The sequence below is a fragment of the uncultured Paraglaciecola sp. genome (assembly GCF_913020055.1).
GTDB lineage: Bacteria > Pseudomonadota > Gammaproteobacteria > Enterobacterales > Alteromonadaceae > Paraglaciecola.
The window spans coordinates 1-21,623 of record NZ_CAJWCF010000020.1; the positions used below are offsets into that span (position 1 = coordinate 1).

18 protein-coding genes and 1 pseudogene are annotated in these 21,623 nt (G+C 40.4%); 14 read left to right on the forward strand and 5 right to left on the reverse strand.

Annotation, left to right across the window (positions count from 1 at the left end):
- From QZ488_RS06180 to QZ488_RS06210, 6 genes and pseudogenes are all read left to right on the forward strand, one after another.
- A partial coding sequence (locus QZ488_RS06180) for an AIR synthase-related protein (protein ID WP_293746952.1) occupies window positions 1-473 on the forward strand: 473 nt, incomplete at its 5' end.
- 40 nt (window positions 474-513) lie between these two features.
- A pseudogene (locus QZ488_RS06185) lies at window positions 514-997 on the forward strand (phosphatidylglycerophosphatase A).
- A 101-nt stretch (window positions 998-1,098) separates the two neighbouring features.
- Window positions 1,099-1,362, forward strand: a complete 264-nt coding sequence (locus tag QZ488_RS06190) for a hypothetical protein (protein ID WP_293746953.1) — start codon at window positions 1,099-1,101, stop codon at window positions 1,360-1,362.
- 141 nt (window positions 1,363-1,503) lie between these two features.
- A complete protein-coding gene (locus QZ488_RS06195) occupies window positions 1,504-1,965 on the forward strand; it encodes a hypothetical protein (protein ID WP_293746955.1) in 462 nt (153 codons plus the stop codon).
- A gap of 544 nt (window positions 1,966-2,509) precedes the next feature.
- Window positions 2,510-2,923 carry a site-specific integrase gene (locus QZ488_RS06200; protein ID WP_293746956.1) on the forward strand — a complete coding sequence of 138 codons (414 nt, stop codon included), beginning with the start codon at window positions 2,510-2,512 and terminating at the stop codon, window positions 2,921-2,923.
- An 847-nt stretch (window positions 2,924-3,770) separates the two neighbouring features.
- Window positions 3,771-4,511 (forward strand): PEP-CTERM sorting domain-containing protein, encoded by a 741-nt coding sequence (locus QZ488_RS06210; RefSeq protein WP_293746957.1) that lies wholly within the window; start codon window positions 3,771-3,773, stop codon window positions 4,509-4,511.
- A 647-nt stretch (window positions 4,512-5,158) separates the two neighbouring features.
- Here the strand turns inward: QZ488_RS06210 and QZ488_RS06215 are convergent.
- From QZ488_RS06215 to QZ488_RS06230, 4 genes are all read right to left on the reverse strand, one after another.
- Window positions 5,159-5,293, reverse strand: a complete 135-nt coding sequence (locus tag QZ488_RS06215) for an ATP-binding protein (protein WP_293746958.1) — start codon at window positions 5,291-5,293, stop codon at window positions 5,159-5,161.
- Window positions 5,294-5,407: 114 nt separating this feature from the next.
- Window positions 5,408-6,760: a GAF domain-containing sensor histidine kinase gene (locus tag QZ488_RS06220; protein ID WP_293746959.1), complete on the reverse strand. Its 1,353-nt coding sequence runs from the start codon at window positions 6,758-6,760 to the stop codon at window positions 5,408-5,410.
- Window positions 6,761-6,780: 20 nt separating this feature from the next.
- Entirely contained in the window at window positions 6,781-8,316 is a 1,536-nt protein-coding gene (locus QZ488_RS06225) for a DUF3369 domain-containing protein (RefSeq protein WP_293746960.1), read from the reverse strand.
- A gap of 169 nt (window positions 8,317-8,485) precedes the next feature.
- A complete protein-coding gene (locus QZ488_RS06230; protein WP_293746961.1) occupies window positions 8,486-9,151 on the reverse strand; it encodes a DUF2306 domain-containing protein in 666 nt (221 codons plus the stop codon).
- A 222-nt stretch (window positions 9,152-9,373) separates the two neighbouring features.
- Here QZ488_RS06230 and QZ488_RS06235 point away from each other — a divergent pair, with 222 nt between their 5' ends.
- Window positions 9,374-10,558: a response regulator transcription factor gene (locus QZ488_RS06235; RefSeq protein ID WP_293746963.1), complete on the forward strand. Its 1,185-nt coding sequence runs from the start codon at window positions 9,374-9,376 to the stop codon at window positions 10,556-10,558.
- A 295-nt stretch (window positions 10,559-10,853) separates the two neighbouring features.
- Window positions 10,854-11,126, forward strand: a complete 273-nt coding sequence (locus QZ488_RS06240) for a hypothetical protein (RefSeq protein ID WP_293746964.1) — start codon at window positions 10,854-10,856, stop codon at window positions 11,124-11,126.
- A gap of 39 nt (window positions 11,127-11,165) precedes the next feature.
- Here QZ488_RS06240 and QZ488_RS06245 read toward each other — a convergent pair whose 3' ends face one another.
- Window positions 11,166-12,197, reverse strand: a complete 1,032-nt coding sequence (locus QZ488_RS06245) for a LacI family DNA-binding transcriptional regulator (RefSeq protein ID WP_293746965.1) — start codon at window positions 12,195-12,197, stop codon at window positions 11,166-11,168.
- A gap of 367 nt (window positions 12,198-12,564) precedes the next feature.
- Here QZ488_RS06245 and QZ488_RS06250 point away from each other — a divergent pair, with 367 nt between their 5' ends.
- The 6 genes from QZ488_RS06250 to QZ488_RS06275 all read left to right on the forward strand — a co-directional run bounded on the left by QZ488_RS06250 (window position 12,565) and on the right by QZ488_RS06275 (window position 21,550).
- A complete protein-coding gene (locus QZ488_RS06250; RefSeq protein WP_293746966.1) occupies window positions 12,565-15,219 on the forward strand; it encodes a family 20 glycosylhydrolase in 2,655 nt (884 codons plus the stop codon).
- Window position 15,220: 1 nt separating this feature from the next.
- Window positions 15,221-16,165, forward strand: a complete 945-nt coding sequence (locus tag QZ488_RS06255) for a BadF/BadG/BcrA/BcrD ATPase family protein (RefSeq protein ID WP_293746968.1) — start codon at window positions 15,221-15,223, stop codon at window positions 16,163-16,165.
- A gap of 9 nt (window positions 16,166-16,174) precedes the next feature.
- Window positions 16,175-17,506, forward strand: a complete 1,332-nt coding sequence (locus QZ488_RS06260; protein ID WP_293746969.1) for a sugar MFS transporter — start codon at window positions 16,175-16,177, stop codon at window positions 17,504-17,506.
- 12 nt (window positions 17,507-17,518) lie between these two features.
- Window positions 17,519-18,619: a heparan-alpha-glucosaminide N-acetyltransferase domain-containing protein gene (locus QZ488_RS06265; protein ID WP_293746971.1), complete on the forward strand. Its 1,101-nt coding sequence runs from the start codon at window positions 17,519-17,521 to the stop codon at window positions 18,617-18,619.
- Window positions 18,620-18,637: 18 nt separating this feature from the next.
- Window positions 18,638-19,309, forward strand: coding sequence for an HAD family phosphatase (locus QZ488_RS06270; RefSeq protein WP_293746973.1), 672 nt, complete (start codon window positions 18,638-18,640; stop codon window positions 19,307-19,309).
- Between the two features lie 252 nt (window positions 19,310-19,561).
- Window positions 19,562-21,550 carry an EAL domain-containing protein gene (locus QZ488_RS06275; protein WP_293746974.1) on the forward strand — a complete coding sequence of 663 codons (1,989 nt, stop codon included), beginning with the start codon at window positions 19,562-19,564 and terminating at the stop codon, window positions 21,548-21,550.
- The last annotated feature ends 73 nt before the right edge of the window (window positions 21,551-21,623 follow it).

Genomic DNA, 21,623 nt, shown 5'->3' on the forward strand with positions numbered 1-21,623 from the left:
TAGGTTTACATATTGCACAACAAAAATGTGTATTAGATGACGAACTCAACTCTGATTATTTACTTAATCGATTGAATTACCCTACTCCAAGACTATTGGTTGGCACTAGCCTAAGGCGAATAGCGAGTGCGTGTATTGATATTTCAGATGGATTGGTATCTGATATAAAACATATTCTTAAGGCCTCGCAATGTGGTGCAACAATACATGTTGATAAGTTGCCAATGTCACAAGCTTTAAAAGAATCAGTTAGTAACAGTCAAGCGATTGGTTATGCCTTGAGTGCAGGTGATGATTACGAGTTATTATTCACTGTAAGCGAAGAACAAAAAGGCTCTCTAGAGACGGCGTTAGCCAGTGCGAATGTTCATGCTACCTACATTGGTCAATTGAACGGTGCTGTAGGTAAGTTAGAATTGCGTCAAGACGAAAAACCTTACGAATATACTATAAATGGTTACCAACACTTCTAAATATTCTCAGTTGGGATGAATACGATCAAAAGGGCAAATTGTGGATAAGCAAATACGTAGTCGACTTAGCTTACTTAACCCTGTGCATTTTTTGGCTCTAGGGTTTGGCAGTGGTTTAGCTGCAAAAATGCCGGGTACATTTGGTACTTTGGCCGCTTTGCCTTTAGTGGTGCTGTTGTCGCATTTTTGCTAGTTTTTCTGTTTATTTAATTGTCACAATATTGGTTAGCTTGGTGGGCATATGGATCTGTGGCAAAACAGCTGAAGACATGGGCGTACATGACGACTCATCAATCGTTTGGGATGAGGTGGCTGGTATGCTTATAACTATGCTCGCAGTGCCGTTAAGCTGGCAAACCTTACTAATGGGTTTTGTGTTATTTCGTTTTTTTGATATTCTGAAACCTTGGCCAATTAGTTATCTAGACAAGCATGTGCATGGTGGCTTTGGCATTATGATTGATGATGTGTTGGCTGGGCTATTCGCTTTATTCATAATACATTTAGGATTAGCCTTAATTTAGTTTTGTATTACTGTCCTTTTATTGCTATCCCGTTTTACCCTTTAATTATCTAATGTTGTATGCTGGCATTGATAGAAAACTTTTCGTAGAAAGGGAAATCGATGTTGGATAAATTTCAAATTTTTATTTTGGTTATAGCATTTGTAGGCTGTAGCGATGGGGTGAGTGAAAAACAAAAACTCGCTGCAATTGAACAAGACAAAACTATTTTAGCTTTTTCTTGTGAAGGTTATGGAAGTCGCAGTACTCCATATGGTGATTTACAAAACAATATTTGGAATGCCCATTCAGCAGAAGATTTTAAATGGACCCAGTGTTTAGCCATGCGAACACTTGATGCCAAAACTCAGTATGGTTGGTACTAGCAATGGCCAAAAGAGGGCAGCAAAGTTTATGCGCAGCCACAAATCTCCCTAGGCAATAGCCCTTGGTTACAGCACAATCAGATTAAGACGGGTTATCCTATTTCTGTTAATCAATTAGCAAGGTTAGACATTGACTAAAGTGTGGATATCTTGACTGATGGCGAACTAAACCTTGCGACAACTTTATGGTTAACCCAGTCCGATACTATTCAGACACAGATCAATAAATCCAGTATTGCCGCCGAAGTCATGATTTGGACTTATGCCAGCGACGATTTTTATGCCGATCCAGCGGGTGAAAATGTAGGTGAGATTGTAATAAATGGCATCGAATGGGAAGTGTGGTTAGATCAAAACTGGCAGGATACCTCAGGTAAGAATGACAACAACTGGGTCTATTTGGCGTTTCGTACAAACCAACCACTGATGCTAATTAAATTTGATGCTGCACAAATGTTACGCCACGGCATTGCACAAAAGTTTATTCCATCCGATCTCTATATCGCTGATATTCAGCTAGGAACAGAAATCATGAGCGGTACAGGTCAAGTGTGGCTGAATCATTATAGTGTGGATGTGATTTCGGTTAACGATAGTTTATAGGTTACTAAGAGCATGCGCTGACGCTTACCGACTTCCGTAGCAGTTTTCACACAGAATCCTTTCTGTGCGACTTAGTCTTTGCCTACAGCAAAAAAAGTAAGCAAAATATGCCGCTCGCTCCTAAAGTTTTTAACCGCAAAAATGATTTTTTTTTGGGGCGTTTCGAATGTATCACTTCAAGCTCCACTCAAATGGCGTCCTTGCCATTTGGCCCAAGAATAAGCTACTTTTAGCTGAAACTTTAAAGTCGAAAGAGCAGTGGCGAAGCCACCAAAGGGGTATCGGCGATGCCGATGTTTTTGCTTTACCTCTCGCATGGATGTTGGAAGGTAGAATAACGCAGGAGCAATTATCGAGAGGGCACTTAGCGCAGCGCATGCTTTAACCTGCTGTAATATATCAAAAGCACACTTTGTGCCAATGGACTACACCGCTCTCGCGGTAGGGCTTCCCCTTTGATCTCGTAAATCTCCCCATCATTTGAGACCCACTTCTATGCTGAGTAAAGGGCATTTTCGTCCTTAATTCACTTGGGAGTATTATTATGACTCAGGTTAATGAAACCGTTAATCCATTACGTCAACGCATGATAGACGATATGAACATGCGTAAACTCAGCCCTAAAACCCAGATTGGCTATATTCGTGCGGTGGCAAGATTTGCCAAGTACCTCAAATACTCGCCTGCACAGGCTGCATCAGAAGAGTTGCGGCAATTTCAGATAGCATTAGCCGAGCAAGGTACGTCGAAAATCACCATTAATGCCACATTATCAGGATTGCAGTTTCTGTACTGTAAAACCCTCAATCGCCCCGATATTGTTGATAAATTAAGTGCGGTCCCTACGCCGCGTAAATTACCGCAGATATTGAGCTTGGAAGAAGTGGAACGTCCTGTGCGGAGCCGTATGCGGGGTGTTGTGGGGCTGGAGGTTAGAGACATCCGGCTACCCGATTAAGAGGCCCCCTCTGCCCCCTTATAGAAAAGGGACTCGGCCGGACCACGAACTAGCTAAACAAAACCAGCCCACCAAAACAGTGTAGCACGTGACGAAAACCCGCGACGGCGCATGATAATATAGAAATTGGGTAAACCAATGTGTTACGAAAGAACCATCGTAGACGTTTTTTCTTGCCTTCGTTCGTATATTCATTTCTCAGATCGCAAGCGGGCAAATAACGCCAAACCAAGAATGCAAAACGACAACTCCAATTCCGGCTAGATGCGCAATACGAAACCAAGGATTTCTCACCCACTGCCAGGATAGAAGCAAACCCACTTAAACAATTATCAATCCGACTACGACGAAGGCTACGCACAATACATGCGTCACAAGTATTGCATCAGCGGCAAGAGAATACTGCTCACTGGAGTCGATAGTGCCTCCTAGACATAACGCCTAAAGCAGCGGATTATCCGCTGCCTTTGTTTGTTAAGTTAACCAGCAACATAGTGGTTCCGGAATTTTTTATGTCACTACTATATATGGGTGATTAAGAGGAAATTCACAATAGTTCCAAGTATATCCACGTAATTACGCGAATAACTAAAGATTCCTTCATTGTATGGAACAGTAATTTTTACCACCAAGTTAAGCATGTTATACGGTAACTAACGTTCTTTTTTAGTCTGTCCGCTTGGGGTATTTGCAAATTGCAATGCATAAAGCAAATCACAATCTAAACAGCAAAAAAGGGGGATGCTTAAGTACTTGATAAGTCAGGGTTTTATTTATTCTTACATGTTGGCGCAAATATTGATGTGTATCATTGGAGTAAATCTTTTTTTTGTAATTAGGAGTTATTATGAATGTGAAACGAATCTTATGCGGTAGCCTTTTTTTGCCAATGGCATTAAACGTAAACGCTGGGCTTATTGATTTTGAGACAACAGCATCAGGTGGTGTACCTACAGATAATGGAACAATAGAATTTACGGATGCTTTTATCGCTGATGGAGTAACCGTACGTTTTGGTTTTGATAGTAATTTCGATGGCGTTTTAGACACTAAAGCTGTTTTTGAGGGCGCTGGGAATAGTGATGCTGGCAATGATACTGGTTTCTGGGGCGCTGGTGCCGCTAAGGATACTGCAGCTCCTGGTTATACTTCGTTGTTAGGTGATTTTTTCCTAAGGCAAAGTACTCCTTACGAACCTTTTGGTGTCTTTACCATTTTATATGAAGCAGATAACCCTGTTACTGCAGCGTCTGGTGAGATTTGGGACATTGATGGAGGTAGGGCAACTGAGAGATTCTTAGTTCAAGCCTTCAATGGGTCTAACTTGCTTGACTCAATTCAATCACCACTGGGCATCGACCACACTTTAGATGGTTCGCCATGGGCGTTCGGTTTTAATGGCCTAAGCGATATCACACAAATTAATATCACGTTTACTGGTAGTAAAACAGAAGGTATAGGCCTTGCTTTTAACAACTTTTCTCCCGTGGAAGACATCAGCCCACCAGTAAGTGTGCCGGAACCCTCTTCACTTGCCATTCTTGCCTTGGGAATGATTTGTTTAGCATCAGGTCGATTAAATTTGTAAATGAATTACTATTTTTACGATTACCAATCAAAAAGTGATGAAAGGTAATCATTTTGGAAATAAAATAAACTGAAATATTTAAAACTATCTTTAGTTAGCATATTCTTTACTGTCAACTGCATTATTAATGTAGCAAGTGCGGGGTTAATTTCAGTAGAAGATTCCACTAGTACAGTAGATAGCAATGGTTTTACCCAAGTAGCATTTAATGGTAATGGTGGTAAGGGACTCGGCGGAAATATCCAAGGTGATTATGGCGTTTCATTCGAACTAACTAATAATTTCAACTTCAGTGGTGGAGGGCTAATGATGGTTATTGGAGCTTGCGTAGGTAATGAGCTTAGTTTCCGTCTTGCTCCCGAGTATTAATATGTCGCAAAAACCGCACAAGGAAATAGTGTTGGCCAAAAGATAGCTGATTCAACTTTAGGAGAAGGTAAGTACCGGTCTGGATTTACTCCGAATCCTTTTGAGGTGAGTAATTTCGCGATTCAATTGGAGCAACCCGATACTCTGAGCTGCAGATAAGTGAATATCAATCACGAATCGGCAAAACTATTCCGAAGCTTTATTGAAAACTGAGTTAGCACTCCCTAAGCAAACTTTATTTCAGGTATCGATGCAGAGGCGTTAAAAGGTTCTCAAATTTATTCAATTGACACTACCAATGGCAATTCAAAACTAAAGCAACTGCCCTTACCTAACTTGCTGTTTACTGTCAAATTAGAATCTATGAGGGCCAGTAACTTTTGACTGATAGACAGCCCAAGACCAACATGCACGCCATTCTAATGTTCAGGCTTAGTAGCTTTGGGCGGCGTCCTTTTGTTGTAGACTACTGCAATAACTCAGAGAAGTTTGAATTAACTACTTAATGTCAAATAATAAGCTTCTACTTATCCTAGTATCAGGGGCATCACAATTTTATACTGTAAACCTTGTCCTGATTTACTTTTAACTGAAACATTACCTTTCAACGCTGCAGTAACAAGATTAAAGATGAGATGTGCGCCCAGTCCGCTGCCACCATTGTTACGTTTAGTCGTATAGAAAGGCTCGAATAACTTACTCAATTGATCTTCAGACATACCAGCTCCATCATCGGAATAGGTCAAAATCAACGTATCTTTAACTTCAATTTCCAGATACATATTACCCGGCGCAACATCCGAAAAAGCATGCAGTAATGAGTTGTGTATCAAATTGGTGATAATTTGCGAAAGTGCGCCTGGGTTAGATGTCATTTTTATGTTTTGTGGGCACACAACATTCAGTTTATGAATTGATTTTTTAAGCATCGGTGCAAGTGATAGGCAGACTTCATCTAAGTAGCCTTTTACGTCAAATTCCCGCACTGCATCTGAGCTTTGATCTACTGCGATTTGCTTAAAACTATTGATGAGTTCTGCTGCTTTATGCGTATTGGATTCAATGATTTGACAGGCATCCCCCACATCTTCTAGCAAGTTTTCCAAATCCCGTTTTTTGACATTATCGCTCTCCATTTTGCGTACGAAGGATTTATATTCATGTGCCAGACTAGTGATCCCTGTGACACAGATGCCAATCGGCGTATTGATTTCGTGAGCTATACCTGCCACAAGGCCTCCCAATGAAGCCATCTTCTCTTTTTGAACTAATTCGTTTTGAGCATTATCCAAGTCATCCATCGCTTTTTTGAGATCATTATGTTGCCTTTTGATAGTAGCTAAACTCATTTCTAATTCACTCTGAGACAGGCGCTGGGTAATAACGGTAGAAATCTGGGTCGCAACAAAACAAAGAATATCCAAATCTTTGTCTTCATATTCATAGTCTTTACTGTATTGTTGGATAATAACCAAGCCAGTAACTTCGCCAGCGTGAAACAATGGTGCCCCCATCCAACTTTCAGGAAGTGTTCCTTTAATAGCGGATATTTCACCCTTCTCGTGGAGTTGTATAATTTCATCACTTGACAACAAACATGGCTTTTTCTGTTTAATCACATAAGATGATATTCCCTGTCCAAGGGGCATTGTCTTGTTTTGAAGAAAACTACCATCCTTTTCATCAACAAAATAATCAAAAGTAATAGTTTGCATATCGGAGTCATACAAAAAAATGGCGACGTTTTCCGCGAATAAAATATCACGCATAATATCGTGTATTTTTGGATACAACTTTGCGAGTTTGGTGGAAGACGTTACCAACGAAGAAAGCGCTAACAGCGCGTGAATGACATTTTCTGCATGAGCTATATTTCGCATTAGATTATCGCTTTTTGTTACTAAAGTTCATCAGGCAATGTTAAGGCGCTATTTATGTCAATAAATTGATCAAGATTATTGATTAAAATATCAACTAACGTCGGATCGAAATGTTTGCCTTTTTCACTTTCAATGAGACTAATTACATCGTCTATTGGCCAAGCGCCTTTGTAGCAGCGTCTATGTAAAAGTGCGTCAAAAACATCAGCCAATGCAACAATTCTCGCGTATACATGAATCTCTTCACCAACCATTTTCCTCGGGTAACCCGACCCGTCATATTTCTCGTGGTGTTGTTGAGAAATAATAGCCGCCGCTTTCAATATCGGCCTCTCTGATCCTTTCAGAATGTCATACCCAATTTGTGTGTGCTGGCGCATGATTTCCATTTCTTGGTCCGTCAATTTCCCTGGCTTAAGCAGTATTTGGTCTGGCGTGGCAATTTTTCCAACGTCATGCATTGGTGATGCTTGTTTTAGAACTTCACATTCGACTTCATCTAATCCAAATTTCTTCGCAAGTAATTCGCTAAACTCAGCAATTCTACGAATATGATTGCCAGACTCTTTTGAACGAGACTCAACAGCATCCCCTAATCGAGAAATCAATTCTTCCTGAGTTTGAATAATCTCTCTGTTCAACAATAGATTGTCAAACGCAATTCCGATGCTATTGGAAAACACATTGAGCAGCTGAATATTGATATCTGTTAACGATTTAACGCCTTTTAAGTAAAGTAAACTGTCTTCTTTACTCTCGGAGGGAAAATATGCGATGTATGTATCTTGCTCGAATAAGCTTTTTCTCTCTCTCCTCGCTCTGTCTAGCAGTTTTAAGATATGTTCATCGATACTCCCTTCTCCAACACCACCATAGTGAGCAATGATTTTGTAATCATCTTTACTACATATTGTACCTGCACCTTTGTAAGCGCGAACAAATAACCCTTCTTCCTGGATATGCATTAGAGAAACAACTTGCTGCAGTATCCCATCAAAAAACTGTTTCAGGGTTTTCTTTTCCATGATGTCTGCAGTGGACCTGATCACCGATTGCAACCCTGTTCGATAGAGTTTTTCGTATTTATGTGAATCTTCTATTTTTACCAAGTCACGGTAGGCTCGCAATGCCGTAACTACGCTCGTAAACAGTTTTGTGCGGTCTAATTCTGTTTTTTGTTTATAGTCGTTAATGTCATAGCGCATTATTACTTCTTCTTCGGGTGCCTGACCCGGCTGCCCAGTGCGCAAGACAATGCGTACAAATTGATTATCAAGCTCATTACGTATCCAGTGAGCCAAGTTTAAGCCGGCATCGTCGGTTTCCATGACTACATCCAAAAACACAAGGGCAATGTCTTCAGTTTCGGATAATATGTTTTTAGCTTCTTGTGAGTTATATGCATTAAAGAAGACGAGCCGTCGGCCTTCTAATTCAAATCGTTTGAGGGCCATCTTTGTTATGGTATGAATATCCTCCTCATCATCAACTATCAATACCTTCCATGGCTTTAGCTCTTCATTGACGGACTGCGTTTTTAAAAGCGAAAATGGCATAGTGCGTTACCTCTCAGATACATTCCGAGACTATACGTAACGCCAACACTTATTAAAATTATCAATAAGTCTAATATTAGTAGTGAATAAAAAAACAAAGAAGAGACAGGGTTTAGTGTATAAGAAAAACAAACCGATCTAAGGGGTCACGATCTAACGATCTAAGGGGTCAGGTTCGTTGAAAGAATTTGACCCGCGGATCTTGATGGCTAAGGCCCCTTTCTCTAAACCGTAAATACTCTACAAATGCTAGGTTGATGAGGATCCCAGACCAAATTAGCAAACCTATGACCCTATCCGTAACCACCTCTTCACCAAAAATCACAACTACCGGGATAATAATCAGCCGTTGTGTGGCTGGACCTAATGCTGCAGCCATAGCGCGCATCATCCACAATCGGTGGTTTTGAATGTCTTTACGCATGACATATTTAATCGCTAAAAATAACGAGCCCAGTAAAACAATGCAGTAAGCAATAATGCCTGTGTATTTTAAGGTGCCACCGTAACTAGGAAAATATTGATTCATCCATAAGGCGCTAAAAACCACCGGTATTGCCGAAACAACCAATAATCGGCCTGAATATCGGTGAAACTTAGGGTAATTTGTACGAATGCTTGGCGCAAATTGAAAGGGGGACAATAAATTAAATATGATCCCAAAAACGATATGCACTACCACGGGCAATGGCATGGTTGAGTAGCTGCCTTGGGCATTTCCTTGGCTAATTTCACTCAATTGAAGGCTGCCTAAAGCGATGGATATCATGCCTAATAACAATAACAATAACAAAATACATGTTCGCCATGCTCTTAAGGTTGAAATCTTATTCATCTGCTTTCCTTTGTGTTGCAATTAATGCTAAATAAACCAAGAGTTTTTTAGGTTCGTCATTCTCTGAGCAAATATTGCATTATCTTTAGGTTGTATGTCGTCCATGCCTACGTTCTAGGACGAAAATTATTTTTTTAAGCTTTATAATCAGATGGTAGTAAACGAATAATAAAGAAAGTTATGAGTTGAGTATTCAACAAACGCACACCATAAGAGAGCGGCATGTCACCCATCACTGAGTCATTTAACCTTGTCACCTTTGCTTTGCTGATTGCGGCGCTGGGTCAAATAGTGTTTGTGTTATCCATGTTATTAACGCGGTTAAAAGTCGCGGCGGTTTATACGCCTTTAGTGATCTTTTTTATCGCCAGTGGTTGTTCTTATACCTTGCCAGCTCTGAATAACATTTGGCCTGAATTTACCATTTACGCCATATTTATTTCTTTACCCTGCTTTTCATTGCAGCCCGTTGCACTTTGGCTGTATGTGGTAGGTTTAACCTCACCCACCCGCTGGCAATTTTCATGGCGATATTGGCGACACTTTATTCCTGCATTTTTAGGCTTGTTGTTGTCTCTTTTTATTGTTGTTTTACCCGAATCAATCATAAAACCCATTTTCATTGATGGCCAAGATCCAACCAGCTCTATGGGCATATTTGTGGTCGTCGCTTTTTTTGTTTTATTACTCTTATTCTTAGTTCAGTCATCACTCTATTTGGTGTTTGTGGTTAAACGCTTACTGCGTTATCAACAGCAACTTAAATTGCTGTTTTCTTCTAACGAACAACGAGAATTATTCTGGGTGTTATGGTTAGTTTTGATTATTGCTGGCACATGGATAACCACCTTAGCCTATATCTTGCCAGTTATGATTAACGAGCATGCCCTATTTGGTGATGAAGTTATCGCAGCCTGTTACTTAGCTTTGGTATGGACGATTGGCCTATGGGGATTGCGCCAAAAACCTGGTTTTCATGGCCGCTATTTAACCGCAGATAATAATCAGCAACTTGAGCAATCTCTTGAAGAAGTTTTATTGCCCAGCAAGAAAAAATATCAAAAATCAGCGTTAGATTTAGCCCAGTCTGAACGAATAGCCAAAAAGTTAGAAGCGGCTATGCAAAACCAACAATTGTATTTACAGCCCGATTTATCTCTACCGTCACTTGCAAAGCAAATTCAGGTACCCGCTAATTATTTATCCCAAACATTAAATGAAAATCTCAAAGTGTCGTTTTTTGATTATGTTAATCACTGGCGAGTGGAACATGCAAAGGGGATATTAATGCAAGGAACACAGACTATTTTAGATATTGCCATGGACTCCGGCTTTAATGCTAAATCGTCATTTTATAAGGCGTTTAAACAAATGACTGGGCAAACACCTGGGCAATATGGAAAATAATTGATTAACCTTATGCGTCTTTCCCTGCTTTAAACGTTAGTCGTTTATTCCTTATCTACCTCTACCAAACATGCTAGAACAGCACTGCAATTATGCTTGTTTAAATAAAAAAAAGCAGCCACCTTCAGAGAGTGGTTGCATTAGAGGTGTATACCGACTACTCAATAAAACACAACAAAAGTGATAAAGCGCCTGACATTACTAATGCTATTAATTTAACTATGGAAAATATTTTTCACATAGTTTTTAATAAAAAGCATAAAGTCATATTCGTAGTATCGAAAAGGTTAATAAGATGAAAGAAAAACAATTTGATAAATGGCAAAAAATGAGAATGAAAGGAAAAAGGAGATTCATTTTAATCAATGGGCTTCTTTCATGGGGTGTACCAATGTTTGTGGTAATGACTTTTGTAGTAAATATGCCTAAAAATGGGGATCTGACATTTGGGCTGATTGCTATAAATGCACTTATTTGGACTTTGGGTGGTTTAGCTTTTGGGTATTTAACATGGACACTATCAGAGAAGAATTACCAAAAAGAACTAAAAAAAAGAGAAAGTGCATAACAAAGTTATCAACATCACCTCGTCAGCTACAGTAGTTAGTTACTTGCATTTTGAAGTGGAACCGCGCACTACCAACTCAGGTGTAAAGTTTTCATGTCTGGGTTCGTTGGTTTGAGTACGTAGTCGATTTTGAGTGATGTTACTAATCAGTAAGGCTGCAGCCGATGACCCGATTTGTTGGGTGGGTTGCGCGGCCGTGGTTAATTGCGGAATTGTTTGCCGAGAGAATGGGCTATCTTCAAAGCCTACAATTGATAGCTGATTAGGCACATCAAAACCTGCTAAGCGAGCACTTAAAAATACACCTGCAGCAATTTCATCATTACAGGCAAAAATGGCAGTGGGTTTATTTTCTAAGCCTAATAATTTTTCTGCACCACTTACACCAGAATCAAATGAATACCGACCCTCAACAATCCACTCTTTGTTGATTTCAAGTCCATGTAATTGCATTGCTTGAACATATCCTTCTTGGCGTTCAAGAGTAGATTTATGGTCTTTCTCACCACTGATAAAAGCTATTTTTTTATGCCCAAGAGAAATCAGATACTCAACGATAGAATGGGCGGCCTCGCGGTCATGTATGAATACACAAGACGTATTCTCAATTTGACTGTTATCTCCCGATACCAAACGCACAAATTGAATATCTAATCTGGCCAATTCTTCGATAAAAGTAGGGTTTTCAGAAAGAGGTGGGCTGACAATTAATCCGGATAACTGTGTGCGTTTCACCATATCTTGAATTTTAGTAATAATATCAAACTGATCTGACTCACATGGGTGAATTATGAGTTCATACCCCTTTCGACCGCACTCTTCTAAAATCCCTCTTTGCATATCAATAACGTAATAGGCGTTAGGGTTATCGTAAATAAAACCCAAGGCGAAAGATTTTGAACCGGCAAGGTTTCTGGCTGCGGTATTTGGCTGATAGTTTAACTCTGCAATTGCAGTATTTACTTTTTCTAATGTGTCAGGTTTAACAGTACCTTCGTGATTAATTACTCGGGAAACAGTTTTGAATGATACGCCTGCGTGTATAGCAACGTCTTTAATGGTGACTTTCATATCCCTGACTTTTTCCTTTTGTAAAAAAATAAATATTCAATCCGTTGGTATTATATACGAATAATTTTCAGACTAGGCAGAATATTGCTGAACACCAATAAAATAGCGCACTTAATCAATTGAAATGAATTTTAGGCCAAGCTCAAAAGCGCGCTTATTTGTTAAACCTTTGTGAATCTCACTTGCTTACAAGCAAATTGTATAGTAATTTTAACCAAACTGACAACGCTGTCATTGAGATTAAAAACAAAATAAAACAGCGTTATCACCAGAACATTTAGGTTACTAAACTGGATTAACGAACAAACAAGAAACTTGTGCCAACAAATCAATATTTACGCCGAGTTTATAAAAATAGGGCACAACCATGAAAAGTAGTCGCATAACTGCACTAACAAATAACATCTTTACACGAAGGTCTCTTGCTAGTTTGGCCTTATCCGCTGGCATGTTGATGGTTGGTTGTGATCAAATTACTGATGCTCCCTCAGCAACTGAATCCAACCTTTCAGTAGACAGCGCGGCAGAGCAAATTCAGATTAGTGTAGGCATTGAGAATAACTATGCAACTGAAGCATGCCCTAACGAAGCAGGTAGTTGTTATGTGGCCAACATAACCTTAACATTTCCTGAGCGTATGCCTAAAAATTGGCGCATTATGTTCAGTAATCTATCGCCTATAAACCAAGCCATAAGCAATGAACTTAGCCTTACGCACGTTAACGGTGATATGCATGAAATCAAACCCAAAATATCTAAACTTGATGCTAACACCCCGTATGAAATAAAGTTTTACGGCAATACGCCTTTGGTGTCTGAATCAGTTTTTTTCCCCAATTATTTACTGGTTACCGGTAACGGTGAAAATAGCGTCATTGCCTCAACAACTGAACGCCTAACAAAGGGCCATCAATTACCTAGGCCTCAGCACATAAAACCTTTCACAACCCCTGAACAAATGCTCAGAAGTGCGAATGATAAGGTTGCCATTGCAGATGTTTATGAACGTTACACTCGCTTTTCGTCAAGAATTCCACATTACTCACCAGCGGCTAAGTTGCGTATTATTCCCAAATTACATTCTGCCAACTGGTCGAAAAATCGCATTGAGTTAACCCAAGGTGTTCGACTTCCAGAATTAGCTGACTCACTCGATGGCGTGAACGCGGCTTTAATAAATGCAATAACCAAACGGTTTAGTCAAAATTCACTGCTAATAGACGCTCAAGGGTTAGCGATAGAAGTCAGTCTCCAGTCAAACTTGCCTGCTGAAGGTTATACTTTATTAATAAATAGCCAAGATATACAAATCACTTATGCTGACTCAGCAGGTTTGTATTATGCGATGATGTCAATTGCTCAACTGTACGATGCGAAAAGCAACTCATTGCCACAAGGCTTAGTGCAAGATCAACCGAGCATGAGCTTTCGTGGGTTACACATCGATGTATCGAGAAACTTTCGCAGTAAAGAATTTATTCTACAAACCTTAGATCAAATGTCGTATTACAAACTTAACAAACTACATTTGCATTTAGCCGATGATGAAGGCTGGCGCCTACAAATTGCATCGTTGCCTGAGTTAACCGACGTAGGTGCATTTAGGTGCTTCGATGAGTCTGAAAAAAACTGCCTGTTACCTCAACTTGCTGGCGGTGATGGTAAGTTAGCAGCCACACAACAAAACAGCGGCTTTTATAGCGTAGATGACTACATCGAAATATTGCATTATGCCCATGCTCGACAAATCGAAGTATTACCATCGTTAGATATGCCTGGGCACTCACGTGCTGCAATTGTGTCAATGAATGCAAGATATCAACGCCTAATGCTTGAGGAAAACCCAACAGCAGCAGAAAAATACTTCTTAACCGAGTCAGAAGATACAAGCGAGTACCGTTCAATACAGCATTATAACGACAACACTTTAAATCCTTGTTTAGACTCCACTTATACATTTGTAACAGAAGTGCTTAAACAGTTAAAAGAGATGCATATTGCAGCTGGCGTTCCACTTAAGCGATACCACATTGGTGGTGATGAAACCGCTGGCGCATGGACTAATTCACCAGCCTGTGAAACGCTTATTGCAGCCAACGACGAATTGACAGAAGCGAAACAACTAGGTTCTTATTTTATTGAAAAGGTTGCACATCAGGTCAGTGACTTAGGCATTATTCCAGCCAGCTGGAGTGATGGGTTGTCGCACGCAAATTTAGCTAACTTGCCTGCTAAGGTACAAGCAAACGCTTGGGAAACCCTGTATTCTGGTGGGCATAACAAAGTACATCAAATGATCAACGATAATTGGGATGTTGTTTTGTCGACTCCCGATGTGCTGTATTTTGATTTTCCCTATGAAGCAGATCCAATAGAGCCCGGGTATTACTGGGGTTCAAGAAATACCGATAGCTATCAAGTATTTCAATTTATGCCAAACAACTTACCGGTACATGCAGAAATTTGGACCGATAATTTTGGCAATAATTATGCAGCCACCGCCACTATCAATATTCAAAATGAACAACAAGTGCTGGGCATTCAAGCACAATTATGGGGTGAAACTGTACGTTCTGATGCTCAGGCAAATTATATGCTTTTCCCCCGTTTATTAGCTGTAGCTGAGCGTGCTTGGCACACACCAACATGGGCAGAGGATTACAAAACGGGTGTCAGTTACTCTGCCGAAACTGAGCATTTTGATAAAACACAAACCAAGGCAATGCATATTGATTGGCTTAACTTCAGCCATCTATTAAGCACAAAAGCTATGCCGCAATTGATAGCAGATGGAATAGTTCCAAGAGTGCCATTACCAGGCGCAATGGTGGAAGGAGGCAAGTTATTTATGCACACAACATTTAGTGGGTTACAGTTAGAATTTCAAATAAATGGTCAAGATTGGCAAGTGTTTACTACGCCAGTAAAGCTGCCAGAAGAGGCGATTACTCGTGTCAGGGCAACCGTTCCAAATGCATCAGTAAGCAGTCGCGATCAACCCGTAATCATGAGAGGACAATAGTTTGGAAAAAACCTACTTTTTAGGTATCGATGGCGGCGGAAGCAAATGCAAAGCGCGACTAGAAGATGCAGATGGAAATTTTTTAGGCGAATACGTTAGTGGCCCCGCTAATCCCATGCGTGATTACGAACTTGCTATGACATCTTTAAAAGACGTTATCGCGGGCGTTTTTGCTACGGCTAATTTAAATATCGATAATGCCGCAAACACTCATGCTGTGATGGGCCTAGCAGGCTTAAATATTCCCTGCTGTTTAACTAAGATGAGTCAGTGGCAACATCCATTTGCTACATTACAACTCACCACCGACTTACATATTGCTTGTGTGGGTGCCCATGAACGCACTTCTGGTGCAATTGTTATTATTGGAACCGGCTCATCTGGACTTGTGTGCGAAGAAGGTAGGCAACTGGAATATGGCGGACATGGCTTTTCGCTCGGTGACAAAGGCAGTGGTGCTTGGTTTGGCGCAGAGTCTATACGTTATGCACTTGAAACCATCGACAAGCTGCAGCCATCGAGTAGATTCACTGTCAAATTAATTGAATCCTTAGACTGCCAATCGGCACAAAATATTGTAGAGGTGTTTGCTCAAGCAAGCCCCGCTCAGTTTGCGCAATATGCACCGTTATTATTTGATTATGCAGATTTAAAAGATCCGGTTGCGGTGAAAATTGTAAAAGAAGGCTCTTTATACATTAATCAACTTTGCCAACAACTGTTACAGAAAAAGCCACAGGGTCTGAGTCTTATTGGTGGTTTATCTGACAAGGTAGCGCCTTGGTTAACGCCAGAGATACAAGCACAAATCACCCCAGCGTTAAATTCACCAGAAGTCGGCGCTGTATTAATTGCCCGTCAGCAACAAGCATTAGAAAAAAACAATCAGCACTCACACTTAAATAGCCAGCAGAAAACAGGCACCCCCATTCCGGATAATAAATAAGGCAACTTTATGCAAACGACAGCAGCAGGAAACAAGCAAAACAGTAGCTTTTTGCCGATGATGATCATTGGCGGATTGTTTTTTATTTTTGGTTTTATTACATGGCTAAACGGTGCGCTTGTTCCTTTTTTGCAAATTGTATGTGATCTAAACGAAATTCAGGCGATTTTAATTGCCTCAACCTTTTATTTTGCTTACGTAGTGATGGCTTTACCCATGGCCAAAGTAGTAGATGTAATAGGTTATCGAAAATCAATGTCGGTGGGGCTTGGCTTTATCTCATTGGGCTGTTTAGTGTATATCCCTGCTGCCCAAGCACAGTCTTTTGCTTTGTTTCTTGTGGCACAGTTCATTTTAGGTACAGGGTTAACTCTGCTACAAACCGCCTCTAATCCTTATATTGTTAAAATTGGCCCTGAAGAAACGGCAGCCGTTAGAATTTCAATTATGGGCATTCTTAATAAATTAGCGGGCGTGGTAGCGCCGATGATTTTTACTGCACTTGTATTAGGTGACTTTGGAGACGTTACGGCTAAATCTATCGCTGATTTAGCCGAAGCAGAGCGTGTTCTAAAAATCACCGCATTGGCTGATGGCCTGATTTACCCATACTTGTTTATGGCGTTAGCCCTAGCTATTCTTGCAGCGGCCATTTTGAAGTCGGGTTTGCCTGAGCTGAATTTAAACCAAGTAGACCAAAACAATGACCCGCAAGCAACATCTCAAAAGTCACTTATGGCCTTTCCGCATCTAATATTGGGCGCTGCGACTTTATTTGTCTATGTAGGTGTAGAGGTCATTGCCGGAGATACCATTGGTTTATTTGGCTCAAACTTAGGCGTTGCCAATGCCACTACCCTAACGTCTTTCACCATGGCATTTATGGTGATTGGTTATGTATTAGGGCTGATATTAATTCCAAGAGTGATGACTGAACGACATGCTTTGTTAGGTTCAGCCGTGCTTGGCATGATGTTATCTATAGCCGTGGTATTTTCATCTAGTACCGATACCTTCTTTTCTGAAATTTTATGGGGCTGGACAGGATTAGGGCTTGTACCCAATACCATCACCTTCATTGCCTTGTTAGGCTTTGCTAATGCCATTGTATGGCCAGCTATTTGGCCATTAGCATTAAAAGGTTTAGGCGAGCTTACAGCTAAAGGTTCTGCGTTGTTAATAATGGGTATAGCAGGTGGCGCGATTTTACCCCTGGTTTACGGTGCTTTATCTACCACCTTTGGAAGCCAGTCTGCTTATTGGATGATGTCGCCATGTTATTTGTTTATTCTTTATTACGCGCTTTTTGGTTGCAAAATCCCACCCAGATTAAACAACTAAGGAGTAGCCATTATGCAACAAGCAGCTCAACCACGAATAGATGCCATTGATATTTTACGAGGCTTGGCCTTGGCTTTGATGTTATTGGTAAATAACCCCGGCTCTTGGTCAGCGGTATATGCGCCTTTTTTACATGCCAGTTGGCATGGATTAACACCTACCGATTTGGTTTTTCCGTTCTTTTTATTCGTGGTGGGTGCTTCTATGGCCTGCTCACTCAAAGGCCAAATACAAAATTCAGGCATGCCATGGCTTTCGGTTTTCAAACGTGGGGCTTTATTATTTTTGATCGGTTTTGTGTTACAAATAGCTCCCTTCGACCAAGCCCCTGACACTTGGAGAATCATGGGCGTACTGCAGCGTATAGGCCTTTGTTTTGTGCTGGTTGCGACTATCATCGCAATAGTCAAAGAACGCTATTTGTTGCTTACCTGTGCACTAGTGTTACTCGCTTACTGGTTGTTATTTGCCACATCAGGAGAGCTACCCTACTCCATTGAAAATACTGTTGTTCGTCACTTTGATATGGCCATGCTCGGCAGTAACCATATGTGGCATGTTAGTGGACTACCTTTCGACCCTGAGGGTTTACTCAGCACCATTGGGGCAAGTGTAACGGTGTTAAGTGGTTATTTGATTTGCTCAAGTACATTACAAAATAAAAGTCATAAAAAACAAATAATAGACCTTATTTTGATTGGCTGTGCCTTGTTGGGGTTAGGTTTGCTTTGGTCAATTTGGCAGCCAATTAACAAAAGCTTATGGACTGGATCATTTGTATTGGTTTGCAGCGCAGCAGCTTGTTTATGCCTAGCGATAATCATCTGGTTATGGTCTGTATTACAAATAAAAACGGGGCTAAATGCCCTAAAGATATATGGCAGTAATCCTATTGTTATTTATGTGGCAGCTTGGTTATTTGCAGTATTTTTGCGTAGAGTTAACCTCACTTTTAACGAGCAGTCGAACTCAATTCAAGGTTGGGTATACGCCAGTTTTCAAACTGTGATGCCCGATAAACTTGCCTCGCTTGTGTATGCGTTGATATTTACTCTGATCTTCTATTTTATTGCTTTGATACTGTATAAAAAGCGCATATTTATTAAGCTTTAATAAACGACGAGGACTGATTTGCAACACATACAAACGATGGCGTCGACTAAGTTTGACGCCATTTTATTCGATAAAGACGGCACTATTTTTGATAGCGAACAAGTGTGTTGTGATGCATGGGTAACTACTGCAAAAGTTTTTGATGTCGATTTTACTGCCGATATGTTTAAAAAATTTATTGGTATCCCTACCCACGAATGTATAAAAATAGCCCATCAAAATTTTGGCTCTGCATTCCCCATGGAAACGTTCACCCAAGAAATAAGTCGTTACATAAGCGCACAAAAGAAACAAGGGTTACCTATCAAAAAAGGATTTGATCGTTTCTTTCGTTATATTCTTAAAAAAAACATACCTGTTGGCGTGGTGACATCTTCTGGTTATGACTCTGTTATTGAAAGCTTTCAGCAAACAAATTACATGCAATCCCTTGATGTATTGGTGACTTTTGACGACATCATTCATCCCAAACCGGCGCCAGATTGTTACTTGTTAGCGTGCCAAAAACTGTCGGTAGCACCAGAACGCGTGCTCGTATTTGAAGACTCTAACGCTGGCATCAAAGCCTCATTAGCGGCTGGCTGCCAAACAGTTGCCATTCCAGACATTGTCGATATTGAAACTGAATTGTTAGCGCGTTGCCATTACACTTTTTCCAGTTTTGATGAGGCATACCCAATACTTGGATAAATTCACTTTCTAATTAACTTCAATTCTGGTCAATAATGAAATCGCTATCTGTCGATTTGGTATTGCTCTCAAAAGTAGGCTATTGCCAACTAAACATACTAGAAACGTTCAATATCAAGTTCCTGAAAATATCCGCATTGACGCACTGTGTTAGTAACGTGTAAATTCAAGCATGAGCCAACACGAGCTCTACTGTCGACACACAGATTATAAAAATGGAGTGTATAAATTATTACTGATACTTCCTCTTCATTGAGACAGCGTTCCCAGCGCGATGCGCTTAACTTACTTTACGGTAATAATTCCGGCAGCCTTGTTGTTACCTTAAGCATTTGTTTAGCTTTAGTGTTTGGCTTTTCTGACAATCCAAATCAAACCCTTAAAATTTATTGGTTTATTTTCATGTGTGCGCTTTTTGCTTGGCGCTTTTGGGATATGCGGCATTGGCAAAAAAGTCTCAATGGGCATAAATATGATGCCGCTAGACCAATGTTGCGTTTTACCATTACTAGGTATTTAACCGCTATTGCATTGAGTGCTTATTCGGTAATGTTTTTTGATTCCATGGATGTAATTGAACTGGCCTGCACCATTGTAATTATGTCGTCTATGGCCGGCGGAGCTGCAACTGTGTTGGCGGCCGATAAGGGGCTTTCTCTTAGTTATGCATTTATTTTACTCACTCCAATATCCGTACTTTGTTTAATTTCGGATGTGGATTATCAAATTATTTTTGGTGTATTGGGGCTTATTTTTGTAGCTGTAATGTTTTCTTCCGCCAAACGTTCTTCTGAGTTTACTGCAGAATCTATATTGATAAAAAACCAACATGCGGATCTGTTAGAGCAAATGAAACTAAAAAATCTAGAAGTTTCAGAAGTAAATGCAAACCTTGAAGCAAAAGTAAAAAAACGAACCGAGCAAATACTTGAACTATCTAGTATCGACCCTCTGACTAAACTGTTTAATCGCAATGCGTTTTCTGAAAACCTTAAATTATTGATTGATTCGAGCAAACTGCGGGATACCAAATTGGCAGTGTTGTTTATTGATCTTGACGGCTTCAAAAGTATCAATGATTCCCATGGTCATGCCATAGGAGACAAAGTATTAGTAGAAACGGCAAAAAGGTTAAGTTCTCAAGCCGAAAAGCAGCACTGTTTATGCCGTTGGGGAGGGGATGAGTTTTTAATTGCCCTACAAGATAGTGAAGTTGAAAGTGCGCGAGAGTTTGCTAAGCAACTCATTATGGTGCTGTCTCAACCCATAGAGATTGAGCATCATATGCTGACAGTTGGTGCGACAATAGGTATTGCTATGTACCCCGAACATGGCACCAATGAAGTACAGCTGATCACTCTTGCCGATACCGCTATGTATGTACAAAAACAAACGACTAAGTCTGATGTATGTGTATTTACCGAGCAAATGCGCGATACATTACACAGACAAATAAAGTTAAAGGAAGGATTAGCCCAAGCTCTCAAGAATGAAGAGTTCTATATGGTGTTTCAACCTGTCATTGATAGTAAATCCGCTGAGGTGGGGTTTTGCGAGGCACTGTTGCGCTGGGATCTAAATGGCGAACCCATTTCACCCACTGAGTTTATCCCTGTTGCAGAACAACACGGTCTCATTCACTCAATTGGCGCATGGGTATTACACCAATCATGCCAGCTAGCAGCGAATTGGTCTTTTGACAAAACAGTTGATTTATCAGTCAATGTATCCGTTGCACAATTGATGCATGGTGATTTAGTTTCAGTGGTAGAAAGTGCATTACACAGCTCTGGTTTCGCTGCTAAAAATTTACATATTGAGATCACAGAGTCGATTTTCGCTGAAGATATCGACTATGTACTTGAACAAATGAATGCCTTACAAGAACTGGATATTAAAGTATCTGTTGACGATTTTGGCACAGGTTTTTCTTCTCTCGCCTTGTTGCAATCACTATCTGCGGATGTCGTGAAAATTGATAGAAGCTTTATTCACACTATCGATAAAGGTGGAAAAGCGATTATTCAGGCAACCCAATATATGGCCAACGAATTGGGCTACAGCGTGGTGGCAGAAGGAGTAGAAACCAAAGTACAAGCAGATACGTTATCTGCAATGGGGATTGAAAGCTTACAGGGTTTCTATTTTAGCAAACCCATGAAGGTTGATGAATTGGCCGCTTGGCATAAGGCATTTAAAAATAAGGAGATATCCCCTAAGGACGACCTCGCGGCAGATTAACTAGCAAATGTAGCTTGAGCAGTTAGTTTCTTCTTAATAGACACTGAAAATACTAGATATGTGAACTAGTGAT